General features: G+C 45.1%; 20 protein-coding genes. 13 read left to right on the forward strand and 7 right to left on the reverse strand.

Annotation, left to right across the window (positions count from 1 at the left end):
* Window positions 1-3: 3 nt before the first annotated feature.
* The 3 genes from uvrC to gpmI all read right to left on the reverse strand — a co-directional run bounded on the left by uvrC (window position 4) and on the right by gpmI (window position 4,211).
* The gene (gene uvrC / locus BMW79_RS05245) at window positions 4-1,812 is read right to left on the reverse strand and encodes an excinuclease ABC subunit UvrC (protein WP_089891477.1); all 1,809 of its coding nucleotides are present in this window, start codon (window positions 1,810-1,812) and stop codon (window positions 4-6) included.
* Window positions 1,813-1,814: 2 nt separating this feature from the next.
* A complete protein-coding gene (locus BMW79_RS05250; protein ID WP_089891480.1) occupies window positions 1,815-2,399 on the reverse strand; it encodes a hypothetical protein in 585 nt (194 codons plus the stop codon).
* Window positions 2,400-2,687: 288 nt separating this feature from the next.
* Window positions 2,688-4,211 (reverse strand): 2,3-bisphosphoglycerate-independent phosphoglycerate mutase, encoded by a 1,524-nt coding sequence (gpmI, locus tag BMW79_RS05255; RefSeq protein ID WP_089891484.1) that lies wholly within the window; start codon window positions 4,209-4,211, stop codon window positions 2,688-2,690.
* 292 nt (window positions 4,212-4,503) lie between these two features.
* Between gpmI and BMW79_RS05260 the strand changes: the two genes are divergently transcribed.
* The 4 genes from BMW79_RS05260 (at window position 4,504) to BMW79_RS05275 (ending at window position 7,156) form a co-directional block, all read left to right on the forward strand.
* Window positions 4,504-4,917 (forward strand): DUF4783 domain-containing protein, encoded by a 414-nt coding sequence (locus BMW79_RS05260; RefSeq protein WP_089891487.1) that lies wholly within the window; start codon window positions 4,504-4,506, stop codon window positions 4,915-4,917.
* 136 nt (window positions 4,918-5,053) lie between these two features.
* A complete protein-coding gene (gene nadC, locus BMW79_RS05265; protein WP_089891489.1) occupies window positions 5,054-5,905 on the forward strand; it encodes a carboxylating nicotinate-nucleotide diphosphorylase in 852 nt (283 codons plus the stop codon).
* 10 nt (window positions 5,906-5,915) lie between these two features.
* A complete protein-coding gene (locus BMW79_RS05270; RefSeq protein WP_089891492.1) occupies window positions 5,916-6,797 on the forward strand; it encodes a diacylglycerol/lipid kinase family protein in 882 nt (293 codons plus the stop codon).
* A 20-nt stretch (window positions 6,798-6,817) separates the two neighbouring features.
* Window positions 6,818-7,156, forward strand: coding sequence for a translation initiation factor (locus BMW79_RS05275; protein ID WP_079469894.1), 339 nt, complete (start codon window positions 6,818-6,820; stop codon window positions 7,154-7,156).
* Between the two features lie 99 nt (window positions 7,157-7,255).
* Here BMW79_RS05275 and BMW79_RS05280 read toward each other — a convergent pair whose 3' ends face one another.
* Window positions 7,256-8,248, reverse strand: coding sequence for an aldo/keto reductase (locus tag BMW79_RS05280; protein WP_089891494.1), 993 nt, complete (start codon window positions 8,246-8,248; stop codon window positions 7,256-7,258).
* Between the two features lie 90 nt (window positions 8,249-8,338).
* Entirely contained in the window at window positions 8,339-9,277 is a 939-nt protein-coding gene (locus tag BMW79_RS05285) for an AraC family transcriptional regulator (protein ID WP_089891497.1), read from the reverse strand.
* Between the two features lie 318 nt (window positions 9,278-9,595).
* Here BMW79_RS05285 and BMW79_RS05290 point away from each other — a divergent pair, with 318 nt between their 5' ends.
* A complete protein-coding gene (locus BMW79_RS05290) occupies window positions 9,596-9,805 on the forward strand; it encodes a hypothetical protein (RefSeq protein ID WP_177192046.1) in 210 nt (69 codons plus the stop codon).
* A 209-nt stretch (window positions 9,806-10,014) separates the two neighbouring features.
* On the opposite strand, the gene BMW79_RS05295 is transcribed toward BMW79_RS05290, so the two are convergent.
* Window positions 10,015-10,758 carry a biotin--[acetyl-CoA-carboxylase] ligase gene (locus tag BMW79_RS05295; protein ID WP_089891504.1) on the reverse strand — a complete coding sequence of 248 codons (744 nt, stop codon included), beginning with the start codon at window positions 10,756-10,758 and terminating at the stop codon, window positions 10,015-10,017.
* Between the two features lie 159 nt (window positions 10,759-10,917).
* Here BMW79_RS05295 and rsfS point away from each other — a divergent pair, with 159 nt between their 5' ends.
* The 4 genes from rsfS (at window position 10,918) to BMW79_RS05315 (ending at window position 15,001) form a co-directional block, all read left to right on the forward strand.
* Window positions 10,918-11,322, forward strand: a complete 405-nt coding sequence (gene rsfS, locus BMW79_RS05300; protein ID WP_089891506.1) for a ribosome silencing factor — start codon at window positions 10,918-10,920, stop codon at window positions 11,320-11,322.
* Between the two features lie 76 nt (window positions 11,323-11,398).
* Window positions 11,399-13,429 carry an ATP-dependent zinc metalloprotease FtsH gene (ftsH, locus tag BMW79_RS05305; protein ID WP_089891509.1) on the forward strand — a complete coding sequence of 677 codons (2,031 nt, stop codon included), beginning with the start codon at window positions 11,399-11,401 and terminating at the stop codon, window positions 13,427-13,429.
* Window positions 13,430-13,437: 8 nt separating this feature from the next.
* Window positions 13,438-14,073 carry a LutC/YkgG family protein gene (locus BMW79_RS05310; protein ID WP_089891511.1) on the forward strand — a complete coding sequence of 212 codons (636 nt, stop codon included), beginning with the start codon at window positions 13,438-13,440 and terminating at the stop codon, window positions 14,071-14,073.
* Between the two features lie 103 nt (window positions 14,074-14,176).
* The gene (locus tag BMW79_RS05315; RefSeq protein ID WP_177192047.1) at window positions 14,177-15,001 is read left to right on the forward strand and encodes a UDP-2,3-diacylglucosamine diphosphatase; all 825 of its coding nucleotides are present in this window, start codon (window positions 14,177-14,179) and stop codon (window positions 14,999-15,001) included.
* Here the strand turns inward: BMW79_RS05315 and recO are convergent.
* Window positions 14,973-15,710 (reverse strand): DNA repair protein RecO, encoded by a 738-nt coding sequence (gene recO, locus BMW79_RS05320; RefSeq protein WP_089891514.1) that lies wholly within the window; start codon window positions 15,708-15,710, stop codon window positions 14,973-14,975. The two genes, BMW79_RS05315 and recO, sit on opposite strands and share 29 nt — an antisense overlap.
* 217 nt (window positions 15,711-15,927) lie before the next feature.
* On the opposite strand from recO, the gene BMW79_RS05325 reads away from it, so the two are divergent.
* From BMW79_RS05325 to BMW79_RS05340, 4 genes are all read left to right on the forward strand, one after another.
* Entirely contained in the window at window positions 15,928-18,336 is a 2,409-nt protein-coding gene (locus tag BMW79_RS05325) for an efflux RND transporter permease subunit (RefSeq protein WP_089891516.1), read from the forward strand.
* Between the two features lie 245 nt (window positions 18,337-18,581).
* Window positions 18,582-19,271, forward strand: coding sequence for a hypothetical protein (locus BMW79_RS05330; protein ID WP_089891518.1), 690 nt, complete (start codon window positions 18,582-18,584; stop codon window positions 19,269-19,271).
* A 488-nt stretch (window positions 19,272-19,759) separates the two neighbouring features.
* Window positions 19,760-22,852: a SusC/RagA family TonB-linked outer membrane protein gene (locus tag BMW79_RS05335; protein ID WP_177192048.1), complete on the forward strand. Its 3,093-nt coding sequence runs from the start codon at window positions 19,760-19,762 to the stop codon at window positions 22,850-22,852.
* Between the two features lie 31 nt (window positions 22,853-22,883).
* Window positions 22,884-24,290 (forward strand): RagB/SusD family nutrient uptake outer membrane protein, encoded by a 1,407-nt coding sequence (locus tag BMW79_RS05340; protein WP_177192049.1) that lies wholly within the window; start codon window positions 22,884-22,886, stop codon window positions 24,288-24,290.
* Window positions 24,291-24,864 lie beyond the last annotated feature (574 nt).

Consider the following 24,864-nt stretch of genomic DNA (forward strand, 5'->3'; position numbering starts at 1 on the left):
AAGTTATGCCTCCTTGTGAAAATGATCCCAGATCAGTTTCGCCTTGGCAGTACCCACTTCTTTCACCAGGTCATCCTGCGATAATAATTTGATCTTTGCTACAGAACGGAAGGTTTTCAATAATTGTGTCGCTGTATTTTCACCAATGCCTTTAATGCTTTCCAGCTCATTTTTAAAGGTACCCTTGCTGCGCTTCTGGCGGTGAAAGGTGATACCAAAACGGTGTACCTCATCACGTACCCGGCGGATCAGTTTCAGACTTTCACTGTTATAAGGCAGTTTGATACTTTCGGAGTCGCCAGGGAAAAATATTTCTTCTTCATTTTTCGCAAGCCCTACTACTGTCATACTACCTATCAGGTTCAGCTCCCGGATACTCTCCATAGCAGAGCCCAGCTGCCCTTTACCGCCATCAATAATTACCAGTTGGGGTAATGGCTGCTGCTCTGCCAGCAGGCGGTTATATCGCCTGAAAACAATCTCCTTCATAGAGGCAAAGTCGTTGATGCCTTCTACCGTTTTGATATTAAAATGCCGGTAGTCTTTCTTGGAAGCTACACCGTCTTTAAATACTACGCAGGCGGCTACCGGATAGCTGCCCTGGAAGTTGGAGTTATCAAAACATTCAATATGCTCCGGTAGCGCGGGCAATTCCAGGTCGGCTTGTAATTGATACAACACCTGTTTGCGTTCCATATCTGATTTCCCTTCCAGGTGCAGGATCTTCTTACGGTATAATTCTTCTTTAAAATAATTCACGTTTTTCTCAGACAGTTCCAGCAGCTTCTTCTTGTCGCCGCCTTTGGGAACTGTTACAGTAACATTGCTTTCCGGATATTCTAACGGAAATGGTACTACGATTTCTGAGTTGATGCTTTTAAACACTTCCCGCAGATAGGCAATCGCATAAGCCAGTACTTCTTCATCACTTTCTTCCAGCTGCTTTTCGAGCGTTACCGTTTTGGTGTCGGCGATGGTACCGTTCAGGATCCGCAGGTAATTCACATACGCATGGTTCCCTTCACTGATAATGGAAAACACGTCCACATTGCCCATGCGGGTATTCACGATGGTTGACTTGGCAGAGTAATCTTCCAGGCTGGCAATTTTCTTGCGCATGATCTCTGCTTTCTCAAACTCCATCCGGGATACATGCTCCATCATCTGTTCTTTAAACAGATTGACCACCGGCGTGAGATTGCCTTTTAACACGTTCTTTACCTGCTGCAAGCCCTCACGGTAATCTTCCTGTGTCTGTAACCCTTCACAGGGACCTTTGCAGTTGCCCAGATGATATTCCAGGCATACCTTGAATTTTCCTCTTCGTATATTCTCTTCCGATAGGTTCAGGTTGCAGGTACGCAGGGGAATGTTGTATTTGATCACCTCCAGTATTTCACGCACCCGGCCTACAGAAGTAAAGGGCCCCAGATAATCCGAGCCGTCTTTGATCACATTGCGGGTGAAAAATACCCTTGGAAATGATTCATGTTTAATAACAATGTAAGGATAGGTTTTATCATCCTTCAGGTTGATATTGTATTTGGGCCGGAATTGTTTGATCAGTGAGTTTTCCAGCAGGAACGCATCCTGTTCGGAATCTACGATCGTAAACTCAATATGGTGGATATGTTCCACCAGTTTACGCGTTTTGTAGTTATCATGATTTTTAACAAAATAGGAACTCACCCGTTTGCGGAGGCTTTTGGCCTTTCCCACATATAACAGGGTGCCTGCTTCATCGTAGTATTTATAGATACCTGCATTGAGCGGTATGGTATGTGATATTTGTTGGAACTCCGCTGCTGTCATGTTTACATCCCTGTTTTTGGTGCAATCGTTACATTTACTTCCATCTCTTTGGGAGAGAGGAAGGCAATTTTCTGATAGGTAGTCATCCGAACTTGCCTGTTTTGCTGGTAGTGGAGATCCTGTCGGAATTCGTATACCATGTTACTCGTATAGGAATGAATGTTAACCTGTTGTATGTTCCCTTGTTTATCCAGTTCCAGGGTTACTTCCGAAGGACTTGTTTGTTTGCCTTTGGATTTATAGATCACAGATTTTCTTCCGGAAAAAGGATCAGACAAACTGGAGGTATCATAATCGTCCCGGAGGGATGGTTTATTCAGGTCGGCATCCATAAATGGTTTTAACAGATCGTGTACGGTGGCACTGTCACTGCCCGTTATGCTGCTGGTATCCGTTTTACCATTGAGGGTCACTGATTTATGGAGAATGAAGTTGCCTGTAAGCAGCTGTTGGCCCTCCCGGGTAAAGTATTCCGGCAGCCGGATAAACTTGTCCGTCGTTAGTTTGGGAGATGGATTATTTGCCAGGTTACAGGCCATGGTGCCAATCATGATCAACAATGCCGTTGCTTGCGGGAATCTTTTCATGCTGCAAAATTAAGACTTAAATATGGGTCATAAAAAATGCGCCGTAAAAACGGCGCATCGATGCATGAGCAAATCTGTCGAGAGCACTAAAAATATGTAAATCAGCTTGTTGGGCTGATATTTTTTCTTGGGTAACGAATATTAAACGGGAGCGGTGAAGTAAATGTTACAGTGGTAGATAAATAAAGCGTAGAAATTGTGACGGAGGATCGTAAACAGATTCGGGGAGATGGAAGCAGCCATAGCTGCTTCTATCTCCCCGAAATATTAAAAAATAGTTTGATTATGCTACACCAGCAAATTACCGGTCATCTCCTTAGGAATAGGTAATCCCATGAAATGAAGGATAGTAGGCGCAATATCTCCCAGTTTACCATCTTTTACCGGCCCAATGAAATCTTTATTGATAATAAAGAAAGGCACCAGGTTCAGGGAGTGGGCGGTGTTGGGAGAACCGTCTGCATTGATCATGAAGTCGGCGTTACCATGATCGGCTGTCAGGAAAACGGTATAATCGCTGGCCAGAGCAGCGGTAACAACACGTTCTACGCAATGATCAACGGTTTCCACGGCTTTAATAACGGCTTCGAATACACCGGTATGACCCACCATGTCGGCGTTGGCAAAGTTCAGTACCACAAAGTCGGCTGATTTTGCCTGCAGTTCCGGTACAATCAGGTCTGCCAGTTCGTTGGCACTCATTTCCGGTTGCAGATCATAGGTAGCTACTTTAGGAGAAGCTGCCATCAGTCTGCGTTCACCATCAAATTCTTTTTCGCGGCCACCCGAAAAGAAGAAGGATACGTGTGGGTATTTTTCTGTTTCTGCAATACGGATCTGCGTGCAGCCGTCTTTCGCCAGCACTTCACCCAGGGTCATATTGAGGTTATCATTTTCGAAGATGACATGTACATTTTTATAGGTACGGTCATAATCGGTCATAGTAGTATAATAAATATCCAGCGGTTTCATACCGAAGTCAGGGAAAGCTTCCTGGCTGAGTACCTGGGATATTTCGCGGCAGCGGTCTGTACGGAAGTTGAAGCACAGTACGGCGTCGCCTTCCTGTATAGTGGCTACTGCCTTATGTTGGTCATCGGTAACGATGATCGGTTTAATAAATTCATCGGTAACACCTTCTGCGTAAGATGCTTTCACAGCGGTGAGCAGGTCCTGGGTAGGGGTACCTACACCATTTACCAGGGCGTCATAGGCGAGCTTCACTCTTTCCCAGCGCTTATCGCGGTCCATCGCATAATAGCGTCCGGTAACGGAAGCAATTTTGCCGGTGGTTTTTTCGAGGTGGGCAGACAGGTTTTCCAGGAAGCCTAATCCGCTTTTGGGATCTGTATCGCGACCATCCGTAAAGGCATGGATATATACTTTTTCAAGTCCGTGTGCGTGGGCAATGGTAGCCAGGGCTTTTACATGTTCAATATGGGAGTGAACGCCGCCATCACTTACCAGGCCAATCAGGTGCAGGGCTTTATTGTTATTTTTGGCGTGTGCCAGTGTATCGAGCAGGATCTGGTTGGCTGCCAGTTCACCATCGCGGATGGCTACATTGATCCTTTGCAGCTCCTGGTACACAATTCTGCCGGCGCCGATGTTCAGGTGACCTACTTCAGAGTTGCCCATTTGTCCGTCAGGAAGACCCACGGCCTCTCCACAGGTAACCAGGTTACTATGCGGGTATTGCTTATATAAACTGTTTACAAAAGGGGTTTTTGCATGTGCAATGGCATCAGCTTTAGGAACTTTACCTTCGCCCCATCCGTCCATAATTACGAGAATGGCTCTTTTCTTTTCCATATCCTATCTGGTTATAGTTTTAATAAATTCACTCGGGAGGGTGAAAGTACTTATAAAGGGTTTAAATATTTTACAAAAATAAAGCTTCTGCTAAAAAATAAGTATTAACGTTCGCTTAAATACATTTTGAATTAACAATATTCAATTCGAAACACATATTATCTTCCTGTTATTACTTATGCCTTAAGCGCTACCACTATAATGTGATTTTGTTGATTTGCAGTGTGTTTGGCATAGTTTTCGCTTTTAATTTGAGTTGGAGAAACTCACATTTTTAATAAAAAAACTGACAATGAAGAAGCTATTGATGGTGCTGGGGATTATGTTGTTGGGAGGTGCTTTTACAACATTGAAACTATCAGCCAGGTCAATTGAACTCACTGTTGCCGGCCCGTTCGATGATGTAGTGGCAGCACTGAAGAAAGGAGATGTAAGCGGATTAGCCAGTTACCTCGACACCAATGTAGAGATCAATGTAAGTGGAAAATCAAATTCTTACAGTAAAGCACAGGCAGAAATCATTCTAAAGGATTTCTTCTCAAAAAACCAGGTAAAATCGTTCGAACTTGTGCACCAGGGTGGTGATAATTCCCGCTTTGGTATTGGTAATATGGTTACCGCCAGCGGCACTTTCCGGGTATCTTTTTTCCTTCAGAAAAAAGGCGGTAGCATGGTGTTGAATGAACTGAGATTTGAGGTTAAATAAAAATGCCAATATAAAATAGTTGAAAAACCCCGGTGCCCCGCAATTTATTGCGGGGCACTTTTTATTTTTGACCTATCTTTCGCGCTTAGAAATAAAGCACTCATCTTTGCGTGAACACCAGATAATACCATCAATTATGTTAGATGAAGCAGCGCTGAACGCGTTTATCAGAAGCGCGCTGGCAGAAGATATAGGAAGCGGAGACCACTCCACCATGGCTTGTATTCCTCCTACCGCCAAAGGGAAAGCAGTATTGAAAATCAAGGAAAACGGTATCCTGGCCGGTATGGAAGTAGCGGCCGCCATCTTCAAATGGCTCGATATGTTTACCGTATTCACCCCCCACAAAAAAGACGGCGACGCCATGAAAGCCGGCGAAACCGCCTTTGAAGTAGAAGCCGCCGTACACACCCTGCTGATGGGAGAACGACTAGTGCTTAACTGCATGCAGCGCATGAGCGGTATCGCTACCCTAACGCACCAGTATGTGGAAAAGCTGAAAGGGTATCATACCCGTATTCTCGATACCCGCAAAACCACTCCTAACTTCAGGATGCTGGAGAAAGAAGCCGTTCGTATAGGCGGTGGCGTTAATCACCGGATGGGTCTGTATGACATGGTCATGCTGAAAGACAATCACATCGATTTTTCCGGCGGCATCACTGCTGCCATTACCAATACAGTGGCCTACCTGCAAGAACGCAAGCTGCCCTTACAGATTGAAGTGGAAACACGTAACCTGGAAGATGTGAAAGAAGTATTGGCGGTAGGCCAGGTACACCGGATCATGCTCGACAACTTTGCCCCTGCCGATATTGTTAAAGCACTGGAATTGATCAACGGCCGCTTTGAAACGGAAGCTTCCGGCGGTATTACCATAGATACGATTGAAGACTACGCCAAAACAGGGGTAGATTACATTTCAGTAGGCGCTATCATACATCACGCAGTAAGCCTGGATCTGAGCCTGAAGGCGATTATATTATAAAACAGTTTTTTTGAAGAAGATTCTATTTATCATTAACCGCAAAGCGGGCACTGATCGGGAGAAACGATTGGAAAGCGCTATCAGCCGGCATTTACCGGCAGATCAGTACGATGTGAGCACCGCATACCTCGCTTACCTCGGCCATGGTGCAGATCTCGCCAGGGAGGCCGTACAGAATGGCGTACATACCGTTGTTGCCGTAGGCGGCGATGGCTCTATCAATGAAATTGCACAAGGCCTCGTAGGAAGCTCCACCGCTATGGCCATTCTGCCGCTGGGCAGTGGCAACGGCCTCGCCCGCGCCCTGAAAATTCCGCTCGATGTCAATAAAGCACTAAGCCTTATTGTCACCAATAAACAACGGGCCATTGATGTAGGCTACGCCAATGAACACCTGTTCCTCAGTAATGCCGGTGTTGGCTTCGATGCCCTCATCGCAGAACAGTTCAGACACAATACAAAACGTGGTTTATCTGGTTACGCCAAACTGGTACTTAAAAGTTTTAATACCTACCAACCCGCTGAATACAGGATCGATATTGATGGCGAAATATTGCAGACAAAAGCATTCCTGCTCACAGTAGCCAACGGCAACCAGTTTGGATATGAATTCAAACTCGCGCCCAAAGCCAGCGTTTTCGATGGTCGGCTGGATCTGTGTGTAATGCCGCCGGTAGGCATTCTCAGCCTGCTGCCCGTGAGCGTTTTTTCCCTGATGGGCAACATCGATCAAACCAGGTACCTGAAACATTATACCGGAAAGGATATCACCATCAGCAGCCAGGAACTGCAATACCTCCAGGTAGATGGTGACGCAGTACCATTGACCGAAAATGGTGTGGTACGGATCCGTATTCAGCCGGAGGCCATTCAATTAGTAGTAAACGAATAACCTTTAAATATTTTAGAGAGATGTCGAAAAAGAAAAATACACCCGGCAATGGAATTGTTTATTCCACCGATCCTAACTTCTCATTGGAACCAGAGCAGGAAGAAGTTACCGAAACACTGGCGCCCGCAGAACAGATCCTGAGAGTAACGTTGGATAAAAAACAACGCGCAGGTAAAGTAGTTACCTTGATTACCGGCTTTGTTGGTAAGGAAGAAGATATTGAGAAACTTGGTAAAGAATTGAAAACCAAATGCGGTACCGGTGGTAGCGTAAAAGATGGCGAAATCCTTATCCAGGGAGATTATAAGGAGAAAGTGGTGAAATGGTTACTGGATTGGGGGTATAAAAGAACGAAGTAACTTGCTTACCTGGATGATATTGGGGAGATAAAAACAGCAACTGCTGTTTCTATCTCCCCAAATTTTTAAACTCCTGTTATAGGAGACGCACTGTTTTAGCTACCTGTTAACCAGCTTCATGCCGCCTTCTGTATATCTCAGTCCGGCTATCGCATGCTTACTTAAAATATGGTCAATGGCAGCTAAATCCTCTGCTGACAATTGAACATCTGCTGCACCTGCATTTTCCTGCAGATACTTCCTGCGTTTGGTGCCCGGAATAGGCACAATATCTTCTCCCTGTGCCAGTAACCAGGCCAGTGACAGCTGTGCAGCTGCAATACCTTTTTCCTTTGCAAAAGCTTCTAAGGCATTTACCATCTGTAAGTTCTGATCAAAATTAGCACCCTGGAAGCGTGGTAAGTTTTTACGGAAGTCGCCGTCGCTTAAATCGCCGGTTTTGTTAATGGCGCCAGTCGAAAGCCCTCTTCCCAAAGGACTGTAGGCAACAAGACTGATACCCAGTTCACGCGTGGTGGCTAAAATGCCATCTTCCACATCGCGGGTAAACAAAGAATACTCTGTTTGCAACGCCGCTATCGGATGCACGGCAGAAGCACGCTTAATTGATTCCACACTGGCTTCAGACAGGCCGAGATAGCGCACCTTACCTTCTTTCACCAATGCTGCCATGGCGCCAACAGTTTCTTCTACGGGGATGTTTTCATCTATGCGGTGTGTATAGTAAAGGTCGATCACATCTACCTTCAGTCTTTTCAAACTGGCTTCCACCGATTGTTTGATGTATGCAGGAGATCCATCAAAATAAGTGGAGTTATCATCTCTATACCGGAAGCCGAATTTAGTAGCAAGGAAAACTTTATCTCTTTTAGTAGCGAGTATTTTTGACAGCAGGATTTCGTTGGCGCCTTTTCCATACATATCTGCGGTATCCCAGAAATTGATGCCGAGATCGAGGGCAAGTTCCAATGTAGCCAGGGATTCCGGCTCATTAAAATCCTGTTCGTTGCCGTATGCAAAAGACATACCCATGCAACCCAGTCCTATTGCGGAAATTGATTCACCTGTTTTACCTAGTTTTCTGTACTGCATATTGTTAAAATTTTTAGAGATACAAATGTACATGCAGGTACAGGGCTGGCAATTGTATAAGGCAAAGTATTACTTGTTAATATCAAAGTACTACTGCGCCCGGTAGAGATGCGGAGATATGCCGCTATGGTTTTTAAAGAAGTGGGTAAAGTTGCCGGGATCTTCAAAGCCAAGACACCAGGCAATTTCCGCGATCTGCCAGTCGGTATGCATCAGTAACAACCTTGCCTCCAGCAGCATCCGCTGACGGATATGTTCACTCACGGTACGGCCGGTCGCCTGCTTTACACAAGCATTCAGGTGATTGGGATGCGTATTTAATACCTGCGCAAATTCTTTGGCGGTTTTAAGTGTCAGCTGGTGATGGCTGAATTCAATCGGGAACTGTTTTTCCAGTTTATCCGTAAAGCGATGCGCCAGCAAGTGTGCAGCCGTTAACTGACGCTGCGGCTCATTCACCTGCGACGACAGCCTTTTACCTTCCAGCATCAACAGCTTCAGGTAAATCAGAATGGCTTCGTGTTTAAACGCAGCATTCTCTCTATACTCTTTTACCAGCTGCCGGAAAATGGATTGCAGATAATCCGATTGTTCGTCTGTTAAAGTAAATACAGCCCTCGCTCCCATCTGTAACAACGGATGTTGCAACAGATTTTCCGGGTGATTGGGTTGCGCTTCGAACAGCAGATCTGTAAACAGGCAATAGTAGCCTTCCTGCTCATCGGAAGTAGCCCGCCATGTTTTTAATTCAAACGGATTAATAAAAATTAAAGTGGGACTGTTAATCTCGTAGCGGTCATCTCCCAAAGTGAAAATACCGCTGCCCTTGGTGAAGAAACTGATTTTGTAATAATCCCGTCTGCTGGCGGTTACTTCATCCATGCAGGGATAGTCTGATCTCTCATGCACTGCGAAACTGCCACGTAACGGTGCTTTGGGGGTTACCTCTTTACGTGTGTATAATAACAGTTCGTCGTTGAATTCATTGAAAGTTTTGAGCGTAATGGAGTTGTTTTTATTTGAAGGCATATCCAAATTTAAACAATTCTATGTTAAAATTTTTCACTCGTGCTACCTGCTATGTTAAGTTTTACCTCTGTGAATTATCGGGAAATCCTTACTGGTGCTGATTGAATTTAAAAAATGAAACTCTGTTGCAATTTCATTTTTGATTAATCAGAAAAAATTTCACAATTTGTTAACGCCTTTATCAACCAAAATCTTGTTATCATCAAGCCCTGATGATTGCTATGTAGAGCGGCCTGCCACATATGCCACCGAACAAGAAACTTTAAAATCTATAACGGAAATACATTGCTAAAAGCAGGTATTTCCGTTTTTTTTAATGTGCTAATTCAGGATCAACCCGTGAAGTCACTGGCTACTACGACACCAGCCTCCCGCCGTATTTCCGGGTTATTACTCCTGTTTATTATAGTGAAGATGATTTTCCAGTACGCGGTGCTAAGTCCGTATTATGAACTGCATCGCGATGAATACCTGCACCTGGATATGGTTAACCCCTGGCAGCAGGCTATTTGTCGGTATCTTCCCTGATCGCTTTTAATCCCTGGGTCATATAATTCCCGGGAAATGGTTTCTTCTGGGTCAGGTTTTTTCCAGCCTTGTATGGAGAGATAATTGTCATATCTGTCGTCATCGTATACGGTGTATCAAGTCCACCTCCTCCCTATATCAAGTCCACCTTTAGTGCTTGTCAGGGCAGGTGCAAAGCATACCAAGCGCACCTGCCAGGCGACTGCTTCCTATCTGGTAATAATGAATTCAATCTCTCCAAAGCCCAGTTTTAGTATTTCTCCATCTTTTTCGAGGCAGAGGTGTCCGTCTGGTAATACGTCCCGGATAATGCCTTCGAAAATCTCACCGTCTTTCCGGTACAGGCCGGGCTGTTGCCAGCGGAAGAGCCGGGAGGTGTAATCGGTGAGCAATGTATCGTAGTTGCCGGGTTGCAGTTGCCGGATCCTTTTATCCAGGAAGGTACAGAGTTCGCGGGCGGCTTCTTCGGCCGACCGGGTTTTGCCGGTGATCTGGCGGAGCGAAACGGCATTGGGCAGATCTGCCGGGAAAGCGGCCTGATTAATATTCAATCCGATGCCGATGATGGCATATTGCCATAAACTTCCACGTAAAACGTTCTCAATCAGGATGCCTCCTGCCTTTCTGTCACGCCAGTAAATATCGTTTGGCCACTTAATCAGGGTTTCATCTCCGGCAATGGAAGCAAAGAAATCGGATGCCGCAAGTGCAACCGCTATGCTGAGCATAAACTGCCGTGAAAGCGGTAACATAGCCGGTTGAAGGGCAATTGTAAGTGCGCTGATATCACCTGGTTGGTTGTGCCATTGTTTCCCACGGGTACCTTTTCCCGCTGTCTGGTTGCTGGTAAACCAGGCTGTGCCGGATGTCACCTGGCCCGAATTTACCTGCTCCATGGCATAGTTATTGGTGCTGTCTATTTCGTCTAGTATATGAAACGGGTGTCCTATCACATGAATCTTTTTTAGTCAGTATATCCGGCCCGAAAAGTAATTCATTTTATTATTTTCTTAACATTTCCGGCCCCCCGCAGGCGATATTAAACATCTTATATTACTGCTTGTTTAGTAACTTTGACAATTAAAGATTATTTTTAACAAAAACGAGATTTATTGGCACCCTTAACCGTTCTGAGCACGAGAAAGAAGGCGCAGCAACGCCTGACCAGAGAAAGTGAAATTTTTACCACCATCATAAAGGCCATACAGGATAAGAAGGGGGAAAATATCGTGTCCCTGGATCTACGCCAGATTCCTGAAGCCGTGGCCGATTTCTTTATCATATGTGAAGCCAATTCGGGCACCCAGGTGAAAGCCATTGCTGATTATGTGTCACATGAAGTGGAGAAGCACACGTCCGAGGAACCGTATAAGCATGAAGGTTTTAGTTCGCAAAACTGGGTTCTGGTGGATTATGTGAATGTAGTTGTACACGTTTTCCAACCCGAAAACAGAAAGTTCTATAATCTGGAAGAAATGTGGAGCGACGCTGATAGGATGGACCACACAGAAGACTAAACCAAACAGTTGTTTTAGAATTTAATTATTCATATTATTCTGATAGCTATAAACATCCGTAAAGGAGCGTAAGATTATGGAAAAAGGAGGCAATAACTTCAACAAGGGTTCAGAGAAATCACCTAAGAAAGGACCGAAGTTCAATATATACTGGGTATATGCCTTTATTGGCGTGGCCCTGCTGGCTATGAACATTTTTGGTGATTTCAGATCCTCAACAAAGGAAATCAGTTTCCAGGAGTTTCAGATCAAGTATCTGAAACCTGGTGATGTAGATAAGCTGGTCGTTGTAAACAAAAAATATGTAGAGGTCTACATAAAACAGGACTCTTTAAAAGAGGCTAAATTTGACAATGTCAACAAGAGCAGATTCGGCGGTGAAAACCCCGGTCCTCACTACCGTTTCACAATAGGTAGCGAAGAAAGCTTCAAAAAAGATATTGATAAAGCACAGGAAGGTATTCCGGTAGAAAACCAGGTAAAGATCTCTTATGATGAGCGTCAGAGCTGGTTCGAACCGATCTTCCAGTTACTGTTACCGATCATCCTCATCATTGGTCTGTGGATATTGCTGATGCGTAAAATGGGCGGTCCTGCCGGTGGCAGCGGTGGTCCGGGCGGTATCTTCAATATCGGCAAATCCAAAGCTACCCTGTTCGACAAAGGTACCCGCGTAAACATCACATTCAACGATGTAGCCGGTTTGGACGAAGCAAAAGTAGAAGTAATGGAAATTGTGGATTTCCTGAAAAATCCGAAAAAATATACTGCCCTCGGCGGTAAGATCCCGAAAGGAGCCCTGCTCGTAGGCCCTCCGGGTACCGGTAAAACCCTCCTGGCAAAAGCTATGGCAGGTGAAGCACAGGTACCATTCTTCTCTATGTCCGGTTCCGACTTTGTGGAATTGTTCGTAGGGGTAGGTGCCAGCCGTGTACGTGACCTGTTTAAACAGGCCCGCGAAAAAGCACCATGTATCATCTTTATCGATGAAATTGATGCCATCGGCCGTGCAAGAGGTAAGAATGTAATGATGAGTAACGACGAACGCGAAAACACCCTGAACCAGTTGCTGGTAGAAATGGATGGTTTCGGAACAGACAGCGGTATCATTATCCTGGCTGCTACCAACCGCCCTGATGTACTGGACAGCGCCTTATTACGTCCAGGTCGTTTCGATCGTCAGATCTCTATCGATAAACCAGATCTGGCTGGAAGAGAAACTATTTTTGAAGTGCACTTAAAGCCTATCAAAACTTCTCCCAACCTGGATGTGAAAAAACTCGCTTCCATGACGCCTGGCTTTGCCGGTGCCGATATTGCCAACGTATGTAACGAGGCTGCCCTCATTGCCGCACGTAAAGGCAAAACGCAAGTGGAAATGGACGACTTCAATGACGCCATTGACCGTGTAATCGGTGGTCTGGAAAAGAAAAATAAAATCATCTCTCCGGAAGAAAAAGAAGTGATCGCATACCACGAAGCAGGCCATGCTATCTGCGGATGGCACCTGGAACATGCGAACCCACTGGTGAAAGTAACGATCGTTCCCCGTGGCGTAGCCGCACTCGGTTATGCACAATATCTTCCGAAAGAACAATACCTGTACAACACCGAACAGTTACTCGATGATATCTGCATGACCCTCGGTGGCCGCGCAGTTGAGGAACTGGTATTCGGTAAAATTTCCACCGGCGCACAAAACGACCTGCAGGTAATTACCCGTATGGCCTATGCCATGGTAACCGTGTACGGTATGAATGATAAAGTTGGTAACGTTTCCTTCTACGATCCGAACAGCGAGCAGTCATTCACAAAACCTTACTCCGAAGAAACATCCAAGATGATCGACGACGAAGTAAGAAAACTGATTGCTACTGCCTACGAAAGAACCAAAAACCTGCTCACTTCCAAAATGGATCAGGTAAAGGCGCTGGCAGAAGAATTGCTGAAGAAAGAAGTTTTATACCAGGCCGACCTGGAAAGACTGATAGGTAAACGTCCTTATGATACCCATAAGGAACATCAACTGGGTAAAGAAGGTGCCCCTACTGAAGGAGTACATCCGTCAGATATCATTAATCCTTCTCCATCACCAGCTAATGCGTAAATAGTGATATGAAGATTTCTCCTGCCAAGGAAAATATTCTGAAGAGAGTACGGAATGCATTAAGTCAGTCAGTACAGTTGCCCTTCCCCAATTCGGAGGGCAACTCTTCTGTTTTCAGAACCGAGAACGAGAGCCTGGAATTAAAGTTTGCAGAAGAGTTTACCCGCTTACAGGGCAAATTTGTTTTCTGCACGGGCAAAGGTGAACTGCTGGAAAGTCTTCGCGCGCTTTGTGAACACAAAGAATGGCACAATGTCTTTTGTCAGACGCCTTCCCTGCTGAAAACCATTCACCAGGAAGACTTACCCGTTCTGAACCAGGGCAACATGCACGACGCAGACGCCGCCATCACAGATTGTGAATACCTGGTAGCCCGCACCGGAACAGTGGTGCTAAGCTCCGCACAACCCAGTGGCAGAGCATTACCCGTATATGCCCCCGTGCATATCATGATTGCCTACACGCATCAATTGGTATTCGACCTGAAAGATGCATTCAGTAAACTGAAAGATAAATATGGTAACGAACTGCCCTCTGCGATATCCTTTGCAACAGGCCCCAGTCGTACCGCAGATATCGAGAAAACACTGGTGGTAGGGATTCATGGTCCCAAAGAAGTATACGTATTTTTAGTAGACGAATAATATAAACGGCTTTTAGTCTTTAACTGTTAGCTTTTAGTGGAAACGAATGTCGTTGTCAACTGAAAGCTAACCGTTAAAAGCTAAAAGCTTCATAATTTTAAGAATGGATATTCACTTACCGGCCAATAAGAAAGTATATTTTGCCTCCGATTTTCACCTGGGAGCGCCCAACCCTGCTGTTAGCCGGGAGCGCGAGAAATTGCTCCTTCAATGGCTGGAGCAGGTGGAAGCAGACGCACAGCATATTTTCCTGGTAGGCGATATATTCGATTTCTGGTTTGAATACAAACATGTCATCCCCAAAGGCTACACCCGCATCTTAGGGAAGCTGGCCACATTAAGCGACAAAGGCATCGGTATCTCTGTATTTATCGGTAACCATGATATGTGGATGAACGGCTATTTTGAAGAAGAGCTGAATATCCCGGTATACTATGAGCCACAAACCTATACCATTGCCGGTAAAAGCTTTTATATCGGTCATGGCGACGGTCTCGGTCCTGGTGACCATGGCTATAAGATGCTGAAGAAGGTATTCAGAAATCCTTTTTGCCGCTGGCTTTTTTCTATTATTCATCCGGCCTGGGGTATTGCCCTCGCCAATTATTTCAGCCGTAAAAGCCGTTCTGCCACCGGGCAGGAACTCGAACATTTCCTCGGAACAGAGAATGAATGGCTGGCTATTTACAGCAAAGAAATATTGGAGAAAGAGCATTTCGATTATTTTATTTACGGACACCGGCATCTGCCGCTTGATATCCCATTACCGGGCAACAGCCGGTATATTAATCTGGGCGACTGGCTGAATTATTTCTCCTACGCTGTTTTTGACGGAAATACAGTTGACCTGAAATTCTTTACAGAGGAAGGCGCGAAAGCAGCTGTGCGCGGGCAACAGATCAGGCGTCCAGAATCTCATGCAAAATAGGCGGAGAATGCATCTCTGTAAAGTCGGGTAAATGCAGCCGGAAGAACTCCAGGTACGCATACAATAATTTTCTTCTTCTTTCCTTATTCATCGTAATCGCCGCCAGGTGCGCTACTTCCGTGCATTGAAACAATTGATCTGTTAGTTCACTGCTATGCGTATCGAGGTGATGTGGGTGATGCGGTGGCAGATCCGCAAACGTTCCTTCCTGCAGATCCAGGTAAGGTGTGTATTCGGAGAAGCGTCCGTTTAACCGGAAGCCGAGGTGCTCTCCCATCTTCAAAGTAAAATACAAAGGCAGGTTGGCTACTACCGGTAAAGCCGAGATATCCAGCAGCTGCAGGATATTTTCTGTAAAGAAATAAAGATCCAGTTGTTGTTCCGGTTGCTTCAAACATTTTTGCAGTAGCTCTATCATGTATAGCGCCACCGTATTTTTTACCACGTTCAAATGCACTGAGTTATACAGGTAGCCGAGTTTATACTCTGAGATCCTTTGCAGGTTCTTGATCTCGTTGTGATAGACCACCATTTCAAGGATATTGCCGGGCTGCAACAGGTTACCTTTGGCCGCTTTGGGCTTTGAGGAGCGGGCCCCGTTTACCATATAGGATTGTACCCCGAAGAGTTCAGTAAAAATATTTACGATCAGACTGGTATCGCCATACCTGACTGTGCGTAATACGATGCCACGTGTTTTATGAAGCAATTTAATCCTGTTTAGCGGTGAGTCAGTCGCTTTTTAAGCAGTAACCGGAATGCAAGTTACTACAAACCCGATTGCGAAAGCACTAAATGCGGCAGGCCGACAGTTGAAGGGCAAATGCAGACAGCTGGTAGCTAAAAGAAGTCGGCTCATCGCTGTCTGCTAACAGCTAATAGCTATTTTAATTACCTTTACGCCCATTACTAAAAAGGAAATCCTTATGTGGCAACGTTTAGCAGGCTTTGTGCTAAAATACAGATTATTGCTTCTTCTTCTTTTGCTCGCCGGTACCGGTGTGATGGGTTATTTTGCCAGTAAGGTACAAATGTCGTACGACTATGTAGCCACCATACCGCATGATAATCCAAAGTTTCTTGAGTACCAGGATTTTAAGCAGAAATTTGGAGGAGATGGTAATGTACTGATGCTGGCCGTGCAAACGGATAAATTCTTCCAGGCCGACTTTTTCAAGGACTATGTGCAGCTGAATAAGGACATGAAAAATGTTTTCGCGGTAGAGAACATTATGAGTGTGCCGATGGCGATTAACCTGGTGAAGAACGATAGTACACAGAAGCTGGAGGCGAATCTGCTGTTTAAGGGGGATTTGTCGAGCCAGGCTGCGATCGACAGCTTGTCCGGTGTTTTTCAGACCCTCCTGTTTTATAAAGGCCTGTTATACAATCCAGACACCCATGCTTATCTCATGGCGATCTATGTGAATAAGGATGTATTTAATTCTCCCAAAAGAACAGCGGTGGTGGCGGAAATCACCAAACTGGCTACTGCATTCCAGGAAAAACAGCATACGGAAGTACACCTGAGTGGGTTGCCACTTATTCGTACTGCCATGGCCGTTAAGGTGGCAGATGAGCTGAAACTCTTCCTGAAAATATCTTTCCTCTTAACCGGTCTGATCTTGTTCCTCTTCTTCCGTTCCTTTGGCGCGGTGCTGATGTCCATGATTGTGGTGGCTATCGGGGTGATCTGGTCAGTTGGTACTATCGTATTGATGGGGTATAAAATTACTTTGCTGACAGGGCTGATTCCATCGTTGATAGTGGTGATTGGTATTCCGAACTGTGTATACTTCCTGAGTAAATATCATACGGAATATGCCAAGGATGCCAATAAAACACGGGCGTTGGTGCATATGATCCAGCGCATGGGCATTGTAACACTGTTTACCAACCTCACGGCGGCTATTGGTTTCGGTGTTTTCTGTTTTACCAATAGTGCTATCCTGAAAGAGTTTGGAGTAGTAGCAGGATTAAATATCATGTTCATCTTCCTGATCTCTTTCATTTTCCTGCCTTCTGTGCTGAGCTATCTGCCGGCGCCTAAGAGCAAGCATACTACTTACCTGGATAACCGGTTTTTTGGTGCGATACTCGATTTCCTGACCACGCTGGTGTTTAAGTACCGGCCATGGGTATATGGAGTGAGTCTTGTGCTGGTGATCGGTGCTATTGTGGGTATGGGACGTTTACAATCTGTCGGGTATATGCTGGATGATATTCCGCATACCGATAAACTATATACGGATCTGAAATTCCTGGAAACAAACTTCAAGGGTGTAATGCCGCTGGAAATAGCGGTAGATACGAAAAAGAAGAACGGGGTGGTGAACCTGCAAACGCTGAATAAGCTGGATGAGCTGACACAGCTGATTGCATCTCAACCGGATTTCGGCAGACCATTGTCGGTAGTAGAAGGAATCAAATTTGCCAAACAGGCTTATTATAACGGCGACAGTTCCAACTTTGCAGTGCCTAACCAGTTTGATCTGGGTTTCCTGGCGCCTTACCTGCGTATGAAAGGGGGCAATACAGCCGGACCGGCTTCTACCTTCTCCAAGCTGGTATCTTCCTTTATGGACAGCACCAAGCAGGTAGCAAGGTTAAGTGTGAATATGAAAGATGTGGGATCTCAGAAGCTGCCTTTACTCCTGGATTCATTGCAACCTAAAGTGACAGCTATATTTGATACGGCGCATTACAAGGTTACTTTTACGGGTACCAGTGTGATTTTCCAGGAGGGAACGCGTTTCATCATCAATGGGTTGATGGAAAGTATTGTTCTGGCCTTTGTGCTGATTATGCTCTGTATGTTGTACCTGTTCCGTTCCTGGAGGATGCTGATCATATCATTGATTCCGAACGTGATTCCGCTGGTGGTAACTGCCGGAGTGATGGGCTGGGTAGGCGTTCCCTTGAAGCCGTCTACGGTGTTGGTATTCAGTGTAGCGCTCGGTATAGCCATCGACGTTACGATCCGTTTCCTGGTAAACTTCAAGCAGGAGTTACCGCGTCATGATTTTGATATCAGTGCTACGGTGAAGCAAACAATTCATGAAACGGGGCTTAGCATTATTTATACGTCTGCTATTCTTTTTGCCGGGTTTATGATTTTCAGCTTTTCAGGTTTTGGTGGTACCAAGGCGCTGGGCTGGCTTACTTCTCTGACCCTGGTAGTGGCTATGATTACGAATCTCACCATATTACCGGCTTTGCTGTTGTGGATGGAAAAAGCGTTGTTGAAGAAAGCGAAGAAGAAAGAGTTATGGAAGACGTTGGACGAGGAGGAAGATATTGACATTGAAAAATTAGGGATCAGCGACAAAGAATAATTTACGGTTTTTTATAAAAGCCATCGGGGCAAACAGAAAGAAGTTACTTTTTGTTTGCCCCGATGGCTTTTTTATTGGCTGAAAACCGCAGTGAATGCTAAATATTTAGCTAGAATGGACAAGAAATGAGGCTGAAATAATCTAGTGGGGAGCATTCACATACCATTATCGCCGTTTGTAAAAAAAGGGGGGATATTATAATTAAAAAGTATGAGGTTTAATACGCCATTCTAACCACATAGTTCATGAAAAATAAGTACTTAAAGGGCGCTCATTTATCCGAGCGCAAATTTAAGGAGATCCTGCGGCTGTTTGCCGATGATCTTACTGCGACCCAGATAGCGAATATCAGCGGTGTCAGCAGGGTAACTATTAATAGCTACCTGAAGAAGCTAAGACACCAGATAGCGCGGTTTTGTGAAACGCAGCATCCTGCGCCAGTTCCCGTATTGACTTACGAAACCAGGCAAAGCGACCTGACCCCGGACCACGACAGCGACACGCTGGTGGCCGTAAAACCGGAAGTAGACCGGATTGTAAAGCCCGTTATCTTCGGTATCTGCAGATCCTCAGACAGGTTACACACCGAAATTCTCCCAGACGTAAGCCGCTCCATGATTCATGCTGCTACAAGAGGTCGTTCCGTATTGGAAACCCAGGTAGCTGCGGAACGTTTGCGCCGCTTCAATGGTCTGGTAGATTTAGGTCAGTACCGTTTATACAGGCTGGGGCAAACATCTGACTCACATCAGATGGATGATGTAGATGCGTTCTGGGGCTTAACCAAACACCGTTTGGCGAAGTTCAAGGGGCTGAACCGGAATACGGCTTATTTGCACCTGAAAGAGTGTGAATACCGGTTTAATCATCGTAATGATGATCTCTTTTTGGTATTGCTGGAATTGTTAAAAAATTACCCGCTTACCCTTTCCTGATAAGACATTCGCCCCGCTTTTATGCGGGGCAACTTTAATCTCGATTTAGATTTTGGTTGATGAGCACAGGCGGTATTCTTGCCGCTTGTTTCATTTTCATAACCTTACATTTAATAATTATTAATTATACGTTAATGATAAGTTAAAAAGTCGTTATCTAAATGTTATCGGCAACTTTTCAAGCTTAATTTTTTGTTAAGAATTATTATATTTGAAGCTGGTTGAAAATTTGCTAAGGAAACTGCTTATGAGAAAGAAGTTGGTTACTTCTATTGTGATTTTTTAAATAAATCGCAATGAAATAGTCAATTGTTTAAATGAGGTTACAATATACAACAGATATCACTGTACCGTTGCCGACTCTCCAGCTATAGTATTTCCAATTTCATTTTTATCGACTTGTTATTAACGGGAACCAAATGAATTAGGGCTTTAAAGCCTTGATGATGATTATTATTTTTTAAGGTTAAGGAAACAAAATCATGCTTATGAGGAAAGTATTATTTCTCCTCCTGTCCGTGCTATTTCTGGGCGGTCAGGTCTTTGCGCAAAGTCGCACTGTAACAGGGAGAGTCACTGATGCCAAAGATGGCTCGGGCATTCCTGGTGCCAACATCCAGATTAAAGGCACTTCCAAAGGAACCGTAACGAATCCGGATGGCGCTTACACCATTTCGGTAGATGAAAACGCCACACTGATTTTCTCCTTTATCGGCTTTGAAGCCAAAGAAGTTCGTGTGGGTCCTGCTACTACATTAAATGTGAAACTGAACACCGATTCCAAGAGTCTGGAAGAAGTAGTAGTAACAGGTTACACCGTGGAGAAAAAAGTAAACTCCACCATCGCTGCATCTACTATCAGCGGTGCTAAAATCAACAACGTAGCATTGCCAGACATCAACCAGATGTTACAGGGTAACGCTCCAGGTGTAGCAGTATCCACCAACTCCGGTCAGCCTGGTGCGAGAACCGAAGTTCGTATCCGTGGTATCGGTTCCATTTCAGCGAGCACCAGCCCGTTGTATGTAGTAGATGGTGTGGTAATTTCTTCCGGAGATTTCACCCAGAATACGCCTTCTCAGGATATCCTGGCTAACATGAACCCTGCGGATATCGAGAACGTAACCATCCTGAAAGATGCGTCTGCTACTGCATTGTATGGTGCACGTGGTTCTAACGGTGTGGTAGTAATCACTACCAAAACCGGTAAGAAAGGACAGAGCCGTATTAACTTCAATGCCAAGTATGGTTTCCAGAACCTGTCTCATGGCATCGATATGATGAGCTCTACAGAGTTACTGGCTTATCAGCGTGAAGCGATGAAGAACGCCACCAACAAAGATGGTTCCCGTACTTTCACGGATGCACAGATCCTGGCTAACCGTCCTGATAACCTGGCCAACATCAGCACTAACTGGATGGACGAAGCCTTCCGCACTGGTAACACCCAGGCTTACGGTATCAACGCTGGCGGTGGTAGCGACAAAACACAGTTCTATGCTTCCGGTGATTACTTCAAACAACAGGGTATCCTGATTGGTTCCGGTTTCAGCCGCTACAGTGGCCGTGTAAACGTAGATCACAAATTCAACGACAAGTTCGACCTGAGCGTGAAAGTAAACGGTTCCTACACCGATCAGAAAAATGCCGGTGAAGGTAACAGCTACTCTTCCCCACTGATGGGTGCATTGGCTAACACTCCGTTTATTCCTTCCCGTGATGAGAACGGTGTGCCTTACAATGGTTATACTGCCGGTCAGCCAGGTTCTACTTCCTGGGATCATTTCAGCGGTATCTCCAGCACTTACCGTCCTATACTGCGTGGTGGTAACTTCCTGAATACCGTAGCACAGAACTACAAGAGCAACAACAACACACAAACGGTGTTCAATGCAGCGCTCGGATACAACATCATCGACGGTTTACGTTTCGTAGTGAAAGGTAATGCTGAGCTGACCAACATCCGCGAAAAGCAATGGACTTCCCCTACTTCTTACGATGGTCGTAACTACGGCGGTTACCTGTATAATGTAAACACCAACCTGGCGTTGTACACTACACAGCAATTACTGACGTACAACTTCAATCTCGGAAAAGATCACAGCTTCCGCTTACTGGCAGGTAATGAATATTCCTTCCAGAACCGTATCTGGAACTATAGTGCAAAGAATGGTTTCCCAACCAATAGCGCACAGGTACCAAGTGCAGGTTCCCAGTACTTCGATATGGCCGGTAATGAAACATCTTACGCATTCCAGGGGCTGATCGGTAAAGTGGACTACGATTATAAATCTAAATATTTCCTGAGTGGTAGCTTCAGAAGAGACGGTTCTTCCCGTTTCCCTAAAGACAACCGCTATGGTAACTTCTACTCTGTAGGTGCTGCATGGCGTATTACAGAAGAAGAATTTACTAAAAACATTTCCTGGCTGAACGACCTGAAACTGCGTTCCAGCTACGGTATCATGGGTAACGCTGAACTGTTGAACGATTATCCTTACCAATCGCTGTATAGCCTGGAAGGTGCTTACAACGGTGAATCAGTAGCTTTCCTGAAACAACCGGGTAACCCTGCACTGAGCTGGGAAAAACAAAACCTGTTTGACGTAGGGCTGGATTTCAGCGTGCTGAAAAGACGTGTATACGGTAGCGTAGGTTACTATGACAAACGTTCTTCTGCGTTGCTGATGCAGTTACCGGTGTCTATGACCACTGGTTACGATGTAATGAATATGAACGTCGGCCAGATGCTGAACCAGGGCTTTGAAGTAACGTTGGGCGGTATTCCGGTATCTACCAAAAACTTCCAGTGGACTTCCGATGTGAACTTTGCTACTCTGCGTAACAGGGTGCTGAACCTCGGCGGACAACAATCTATTCCTGCGGGCAGCCGTCAGAGAATTGAAGTAGGTATGCCATTCGGTTCCTGGTATATGCCGGTTTGGGCTGGTGTAGATCCTGCTACCGGTGCCGCTACCTGGGAAGGTGCGGATGGTAAACCGACAACCGATTATACCAAAGCGGTTAGAAAATATGTTGGTCAGGCACTGCCTAAGATCACCGGCGGTTTCACCAACAAATTCAGCTACAAGAATATTGATCTGACTGCATTCTTCACTTTCAGTGCAGGTAACAAAGCATACAACTATAACCGTTCCTTCCTGGAAAGCGATGGTAACAACACCACCGGAAACCAGGCCAAAGATGCAGGTTCACACTGGGAAAAACCAGGTGACATCGCAGACAGACCTAAGGTTATCTGGGGTAATGGTACCAGCTCTAACTCCACTTCTACCCGCTACCTGGAAGATGTTTCCTACTTCAGGCTCAGAAACCTGACTTTAGGTTACAACCTTCCAAAAGCAACCCTGAACAGATTGAAAATGCAGGGTGTAAGAGTGTACGCACAGGCGGAAAACCTGTTTACACTGACCAGCTACAAAGGATGGGATCCGGATATCAGTACTAACCCTATTTCTCCAACCAGCACTGCTTCTCCTGCTACAACTAACGCGGGTGTTGACTTCTACCGTTATCCAACTTCAAGGGTAATTACGTTTGGTATCAGTGTAGGCTTGTAAAATGAGGTATAACAAAAATTCTAGTTTAATTATGAAATACACAAAACTCTCCATATTAGCACTGGCTTCGGCTGGTCTGTTTTCAGCCTGCAGCAAGCTGGATCAGGATCCGCAGTTATCATTGAGTGATCAGGTGGCAGTAACGGAAGACAATGCGCGCATACTCGCCAACGGTATGTATGAGCGTATGCAGACGCTGGAATATTACGGTCGTGACTTCCTGATAGTATCTGATCTGGGTGGAATTGATATGAAAATCACTTCCCAGAACTCCAACAGGTTTACCACCGAGTTCCAGATGAACTATACACCGCTGGTAGCACCACAAACCAATACGTTTTTGAATGCGTACCGGGTAGTGAACCAGGCGAACGTACTGATCGTGAAAATGCCGGAAACGGCTAAAACATCTACCATCCGTGGTGAAGCTTACTTCCTGCGTGCATTGGCAGAACTGGACCTGGCAAAAAGATACACCAGACCATATACCAACGTAGACGCCAAAGTAACTTCCCCTAATACGGGCATTACCTTGGTAACTACTACTCCCGATGCACCAGCTACTGCTAAACCAGGCCGTAGCACATTGGAAGAAACATATACCGCTATCATCAACGACCTGAAAGTAGCACAGCAAACAGCTCCGGATGCAAAACCTAACACTGCAGCTGTTTTTAAAGCATCTAAAGATGCAGCTACTGCGCTTTTAACCCGTGTTTACGTGTACAAAGGTCAATGGCAACTGGCTATTGATGAAGCAACTAAACTGATCGGCAAATATCCGCTGTACGAACCAGCTCTAGTAGCAGGTGCGTTCAACAAAGATGAAGCTGGTTCTGAAGAAATCTTCTCCCTGCGTTTCCTCACGCCTGATGGCGCTGGCTCCAATAACTTCGGTTATCTGTATGTACCGGCTTCTAAAGGTGGTTATGGCGACGTAAGACTGACAGACGAATTCATGGGCTTACTGGATCCGAAAGATGTGCGTCTGGGTTATACCCTTAACCTGGATGGCAGTAATTACCTGATGAAGTTCTCCGGTAACCCGGCTACTGGCCAGGTTGGTCTGGTAAACGTGAAAATTGCACGTATCAGTGAAGTATTGCTGAACCGCGCAGAAGCTTATGCTGAACTGGGTAACCTGCAGAAAGCGACAGACGATATCAACCTGCTGAGAGCAAAACGTGGACTGGATCCGTTTACCGATGTAGCTAAAGTAAAAGCAGAGATTGTAAAACAGAGAAGACTGGAACTGGTAGGTGAAGGTTTTGGTATGACCGATCTGTATCGCAAAAATGGCACCCGTAACATTACTGATGCCAATGCTTTGAGCACAAGAAAAACAGAACCTAATGATATCCGCGTAGCGTACCCGATTCCGCAGGCAGAAATGGATGCCAATCCAAATATGGTGCAGAATCCTGGATATTCTAACTAAGAGACAGGTATATATGTTTGTACAGGGCGACTCTCCGGAGTCGCCTTTTTTTGTTCAGAATGCCAGTACTGGATAAGTAAATGAAGAAGCAGGTTAGTTATCTAGTGTTAAATTTTCGGGGATTTCACGGGGAGAAGATCCTACTTGGCTAATAAGCGCTGGCTTTCGACATCCGGATAATCAGGTGGCTTACTCGTAGTTCCAGTAAAACAAAGGGAAGCAACCAGCTGTTTTTTCATAAAAAAAGAATAACTGGGTATGTAATTTATATGATTACGTATTATTATTCTTATTATATTTTAATAATTATCACAAATAATTAGAAAGATTTAAATATTAGGGCTTATTTCTCATAGATTTAAAAAAATGCTCTTTTTGCGATTGTATTTTTTAAATTTCCTATATTGCAGTAGAATTTAAACAATATTTAACACTTGTATCAAGATCTAAAACAACATCCTAAACACAAAATCTAAGTCAATTGGCTTTTGACCACAATAACCCTGCGTAGTGTGGCTTCAATGAGGCCAATGGAAGAACACAAAATAGAATATGAGATTTTTTGCTTTTTGAG

The organism is Chitinophaga arvensicola (assembly GCF_900110835.1).
In the GTDB taxonomy this organism is placed as follows: domain Bacteria; phylum Bacteroidota; class Bacteroidia; order Chitinophagales; family Chitinophagaceae; genus Chitinophaga; species Chitinophaga arvensicola.

Excerpts from the sequence above, each read along its gene's own strand:
- uvrC (WP_089891477.1), bottom strand. The coding sequence starts at position 1,812 with ATGACAGCAGCGGAGTTCCAACAAATATCACATACCATACCGCTCAAT.
- BMW79_RS05250 (WP_089891480.1), bottom strand. The coding sequence starts at position 2,399 with ATGAAAAGATTCCCGCAAGCAACGGCATTGTTGATCATGATTGGCACC.
- gpmI (WP_089891484.1), bottom strand. The coding sequence starts at position 4,211 with ATGGAAAAGAAAAGAGCCATTCTCGTAATTATGGACGGATGGGGCGAA.
- BMW79_RS05260 (WP_089891487.1), top strand. The coding sequence starts at position 4,504 with ATGAAGAAGCTATTGATGGTGCTGGGGATTATGTTGTTGGGAGGTGCT.
- nadC (WP_089891489.1), top strand. The coding sequence starts at position 5,054 with ATGTTAGATGAAGCAGCGCTGAACGCGTTTATCAGAAGCGCGCTGGCA.
- BMW79_RS05275 (WP_079469894.1), top strand. The coding sequence starts at position 6,818 with ATGTCGAAAAAGAAAAATACACCCGGCAATGGAATTGTTTATTCCACC.
- BMW79_RS05280 (WP_089891494.1), bottom strand. The coding sequence starts at position 8,248 with ATGCAGTACAGAAAACTAGGTAAAACAGGTGAATCAATTTCCGCAATA.
- BMW79_RS05285 (WP_089891497.1), bottom strand. The coding sequence starts at position 9,277 with ATGCCTTCAAATAAAAACAACTCCATTACGCTCAAAACTTTCAATGAA.
- ftsH (WP_089891509.1), top strand. The coding sequence starts at position 11,399 with ATGGAAAAAGGAGGCAATAACTTCAACAAGGGTTCAGAGAAATCACCT.
- BMW79_RS05310 (WP_089891511.1), top strand. The coding sequence starts at position 13,438 with ATGAAGATTTCTCCTGCCAAGGAAAATATTCTGAAGAGAGTACGGAAT.
- BMW79_RS05315 (WP_177192047.1), top strand. The coding sequence starts at position 14,177 with ATGGATATTCACTTACCGGCCAATAAGAAAGTATATTTTGCCTCCGAT.
- BMW79_RS05325 (WP_089891516.1), top strand. The coding sequence starts at position 15,928 with ATGTGGCAACGTTTAGCAGGCTTTGTGCTAAAATACAGATTATTGCTT.
- BMW79_RS05330 (WP_089891518.1), top strand. The coding sequence starts at position 18,582 with ATGAAAAATAAGTACTTAAAGGGCGCTCATTTATCCGAGCGCAAATTT.
- BMW79_RS05335 (WP_177192048.1), top strand. The coding sequence starts at position 19,760 with ATGAGGAAAGTATTATTTCTCCTCCTGTCCGTGCTATTTCTGGGCGGT.
- BMW79_RS05340 (WP_177192049.1), top strand. The coding sequence starts at position 22,884 with ATGAAATACACAAAACTCTCCATATTAGCACTGGCTTCGGCTGGTCTG.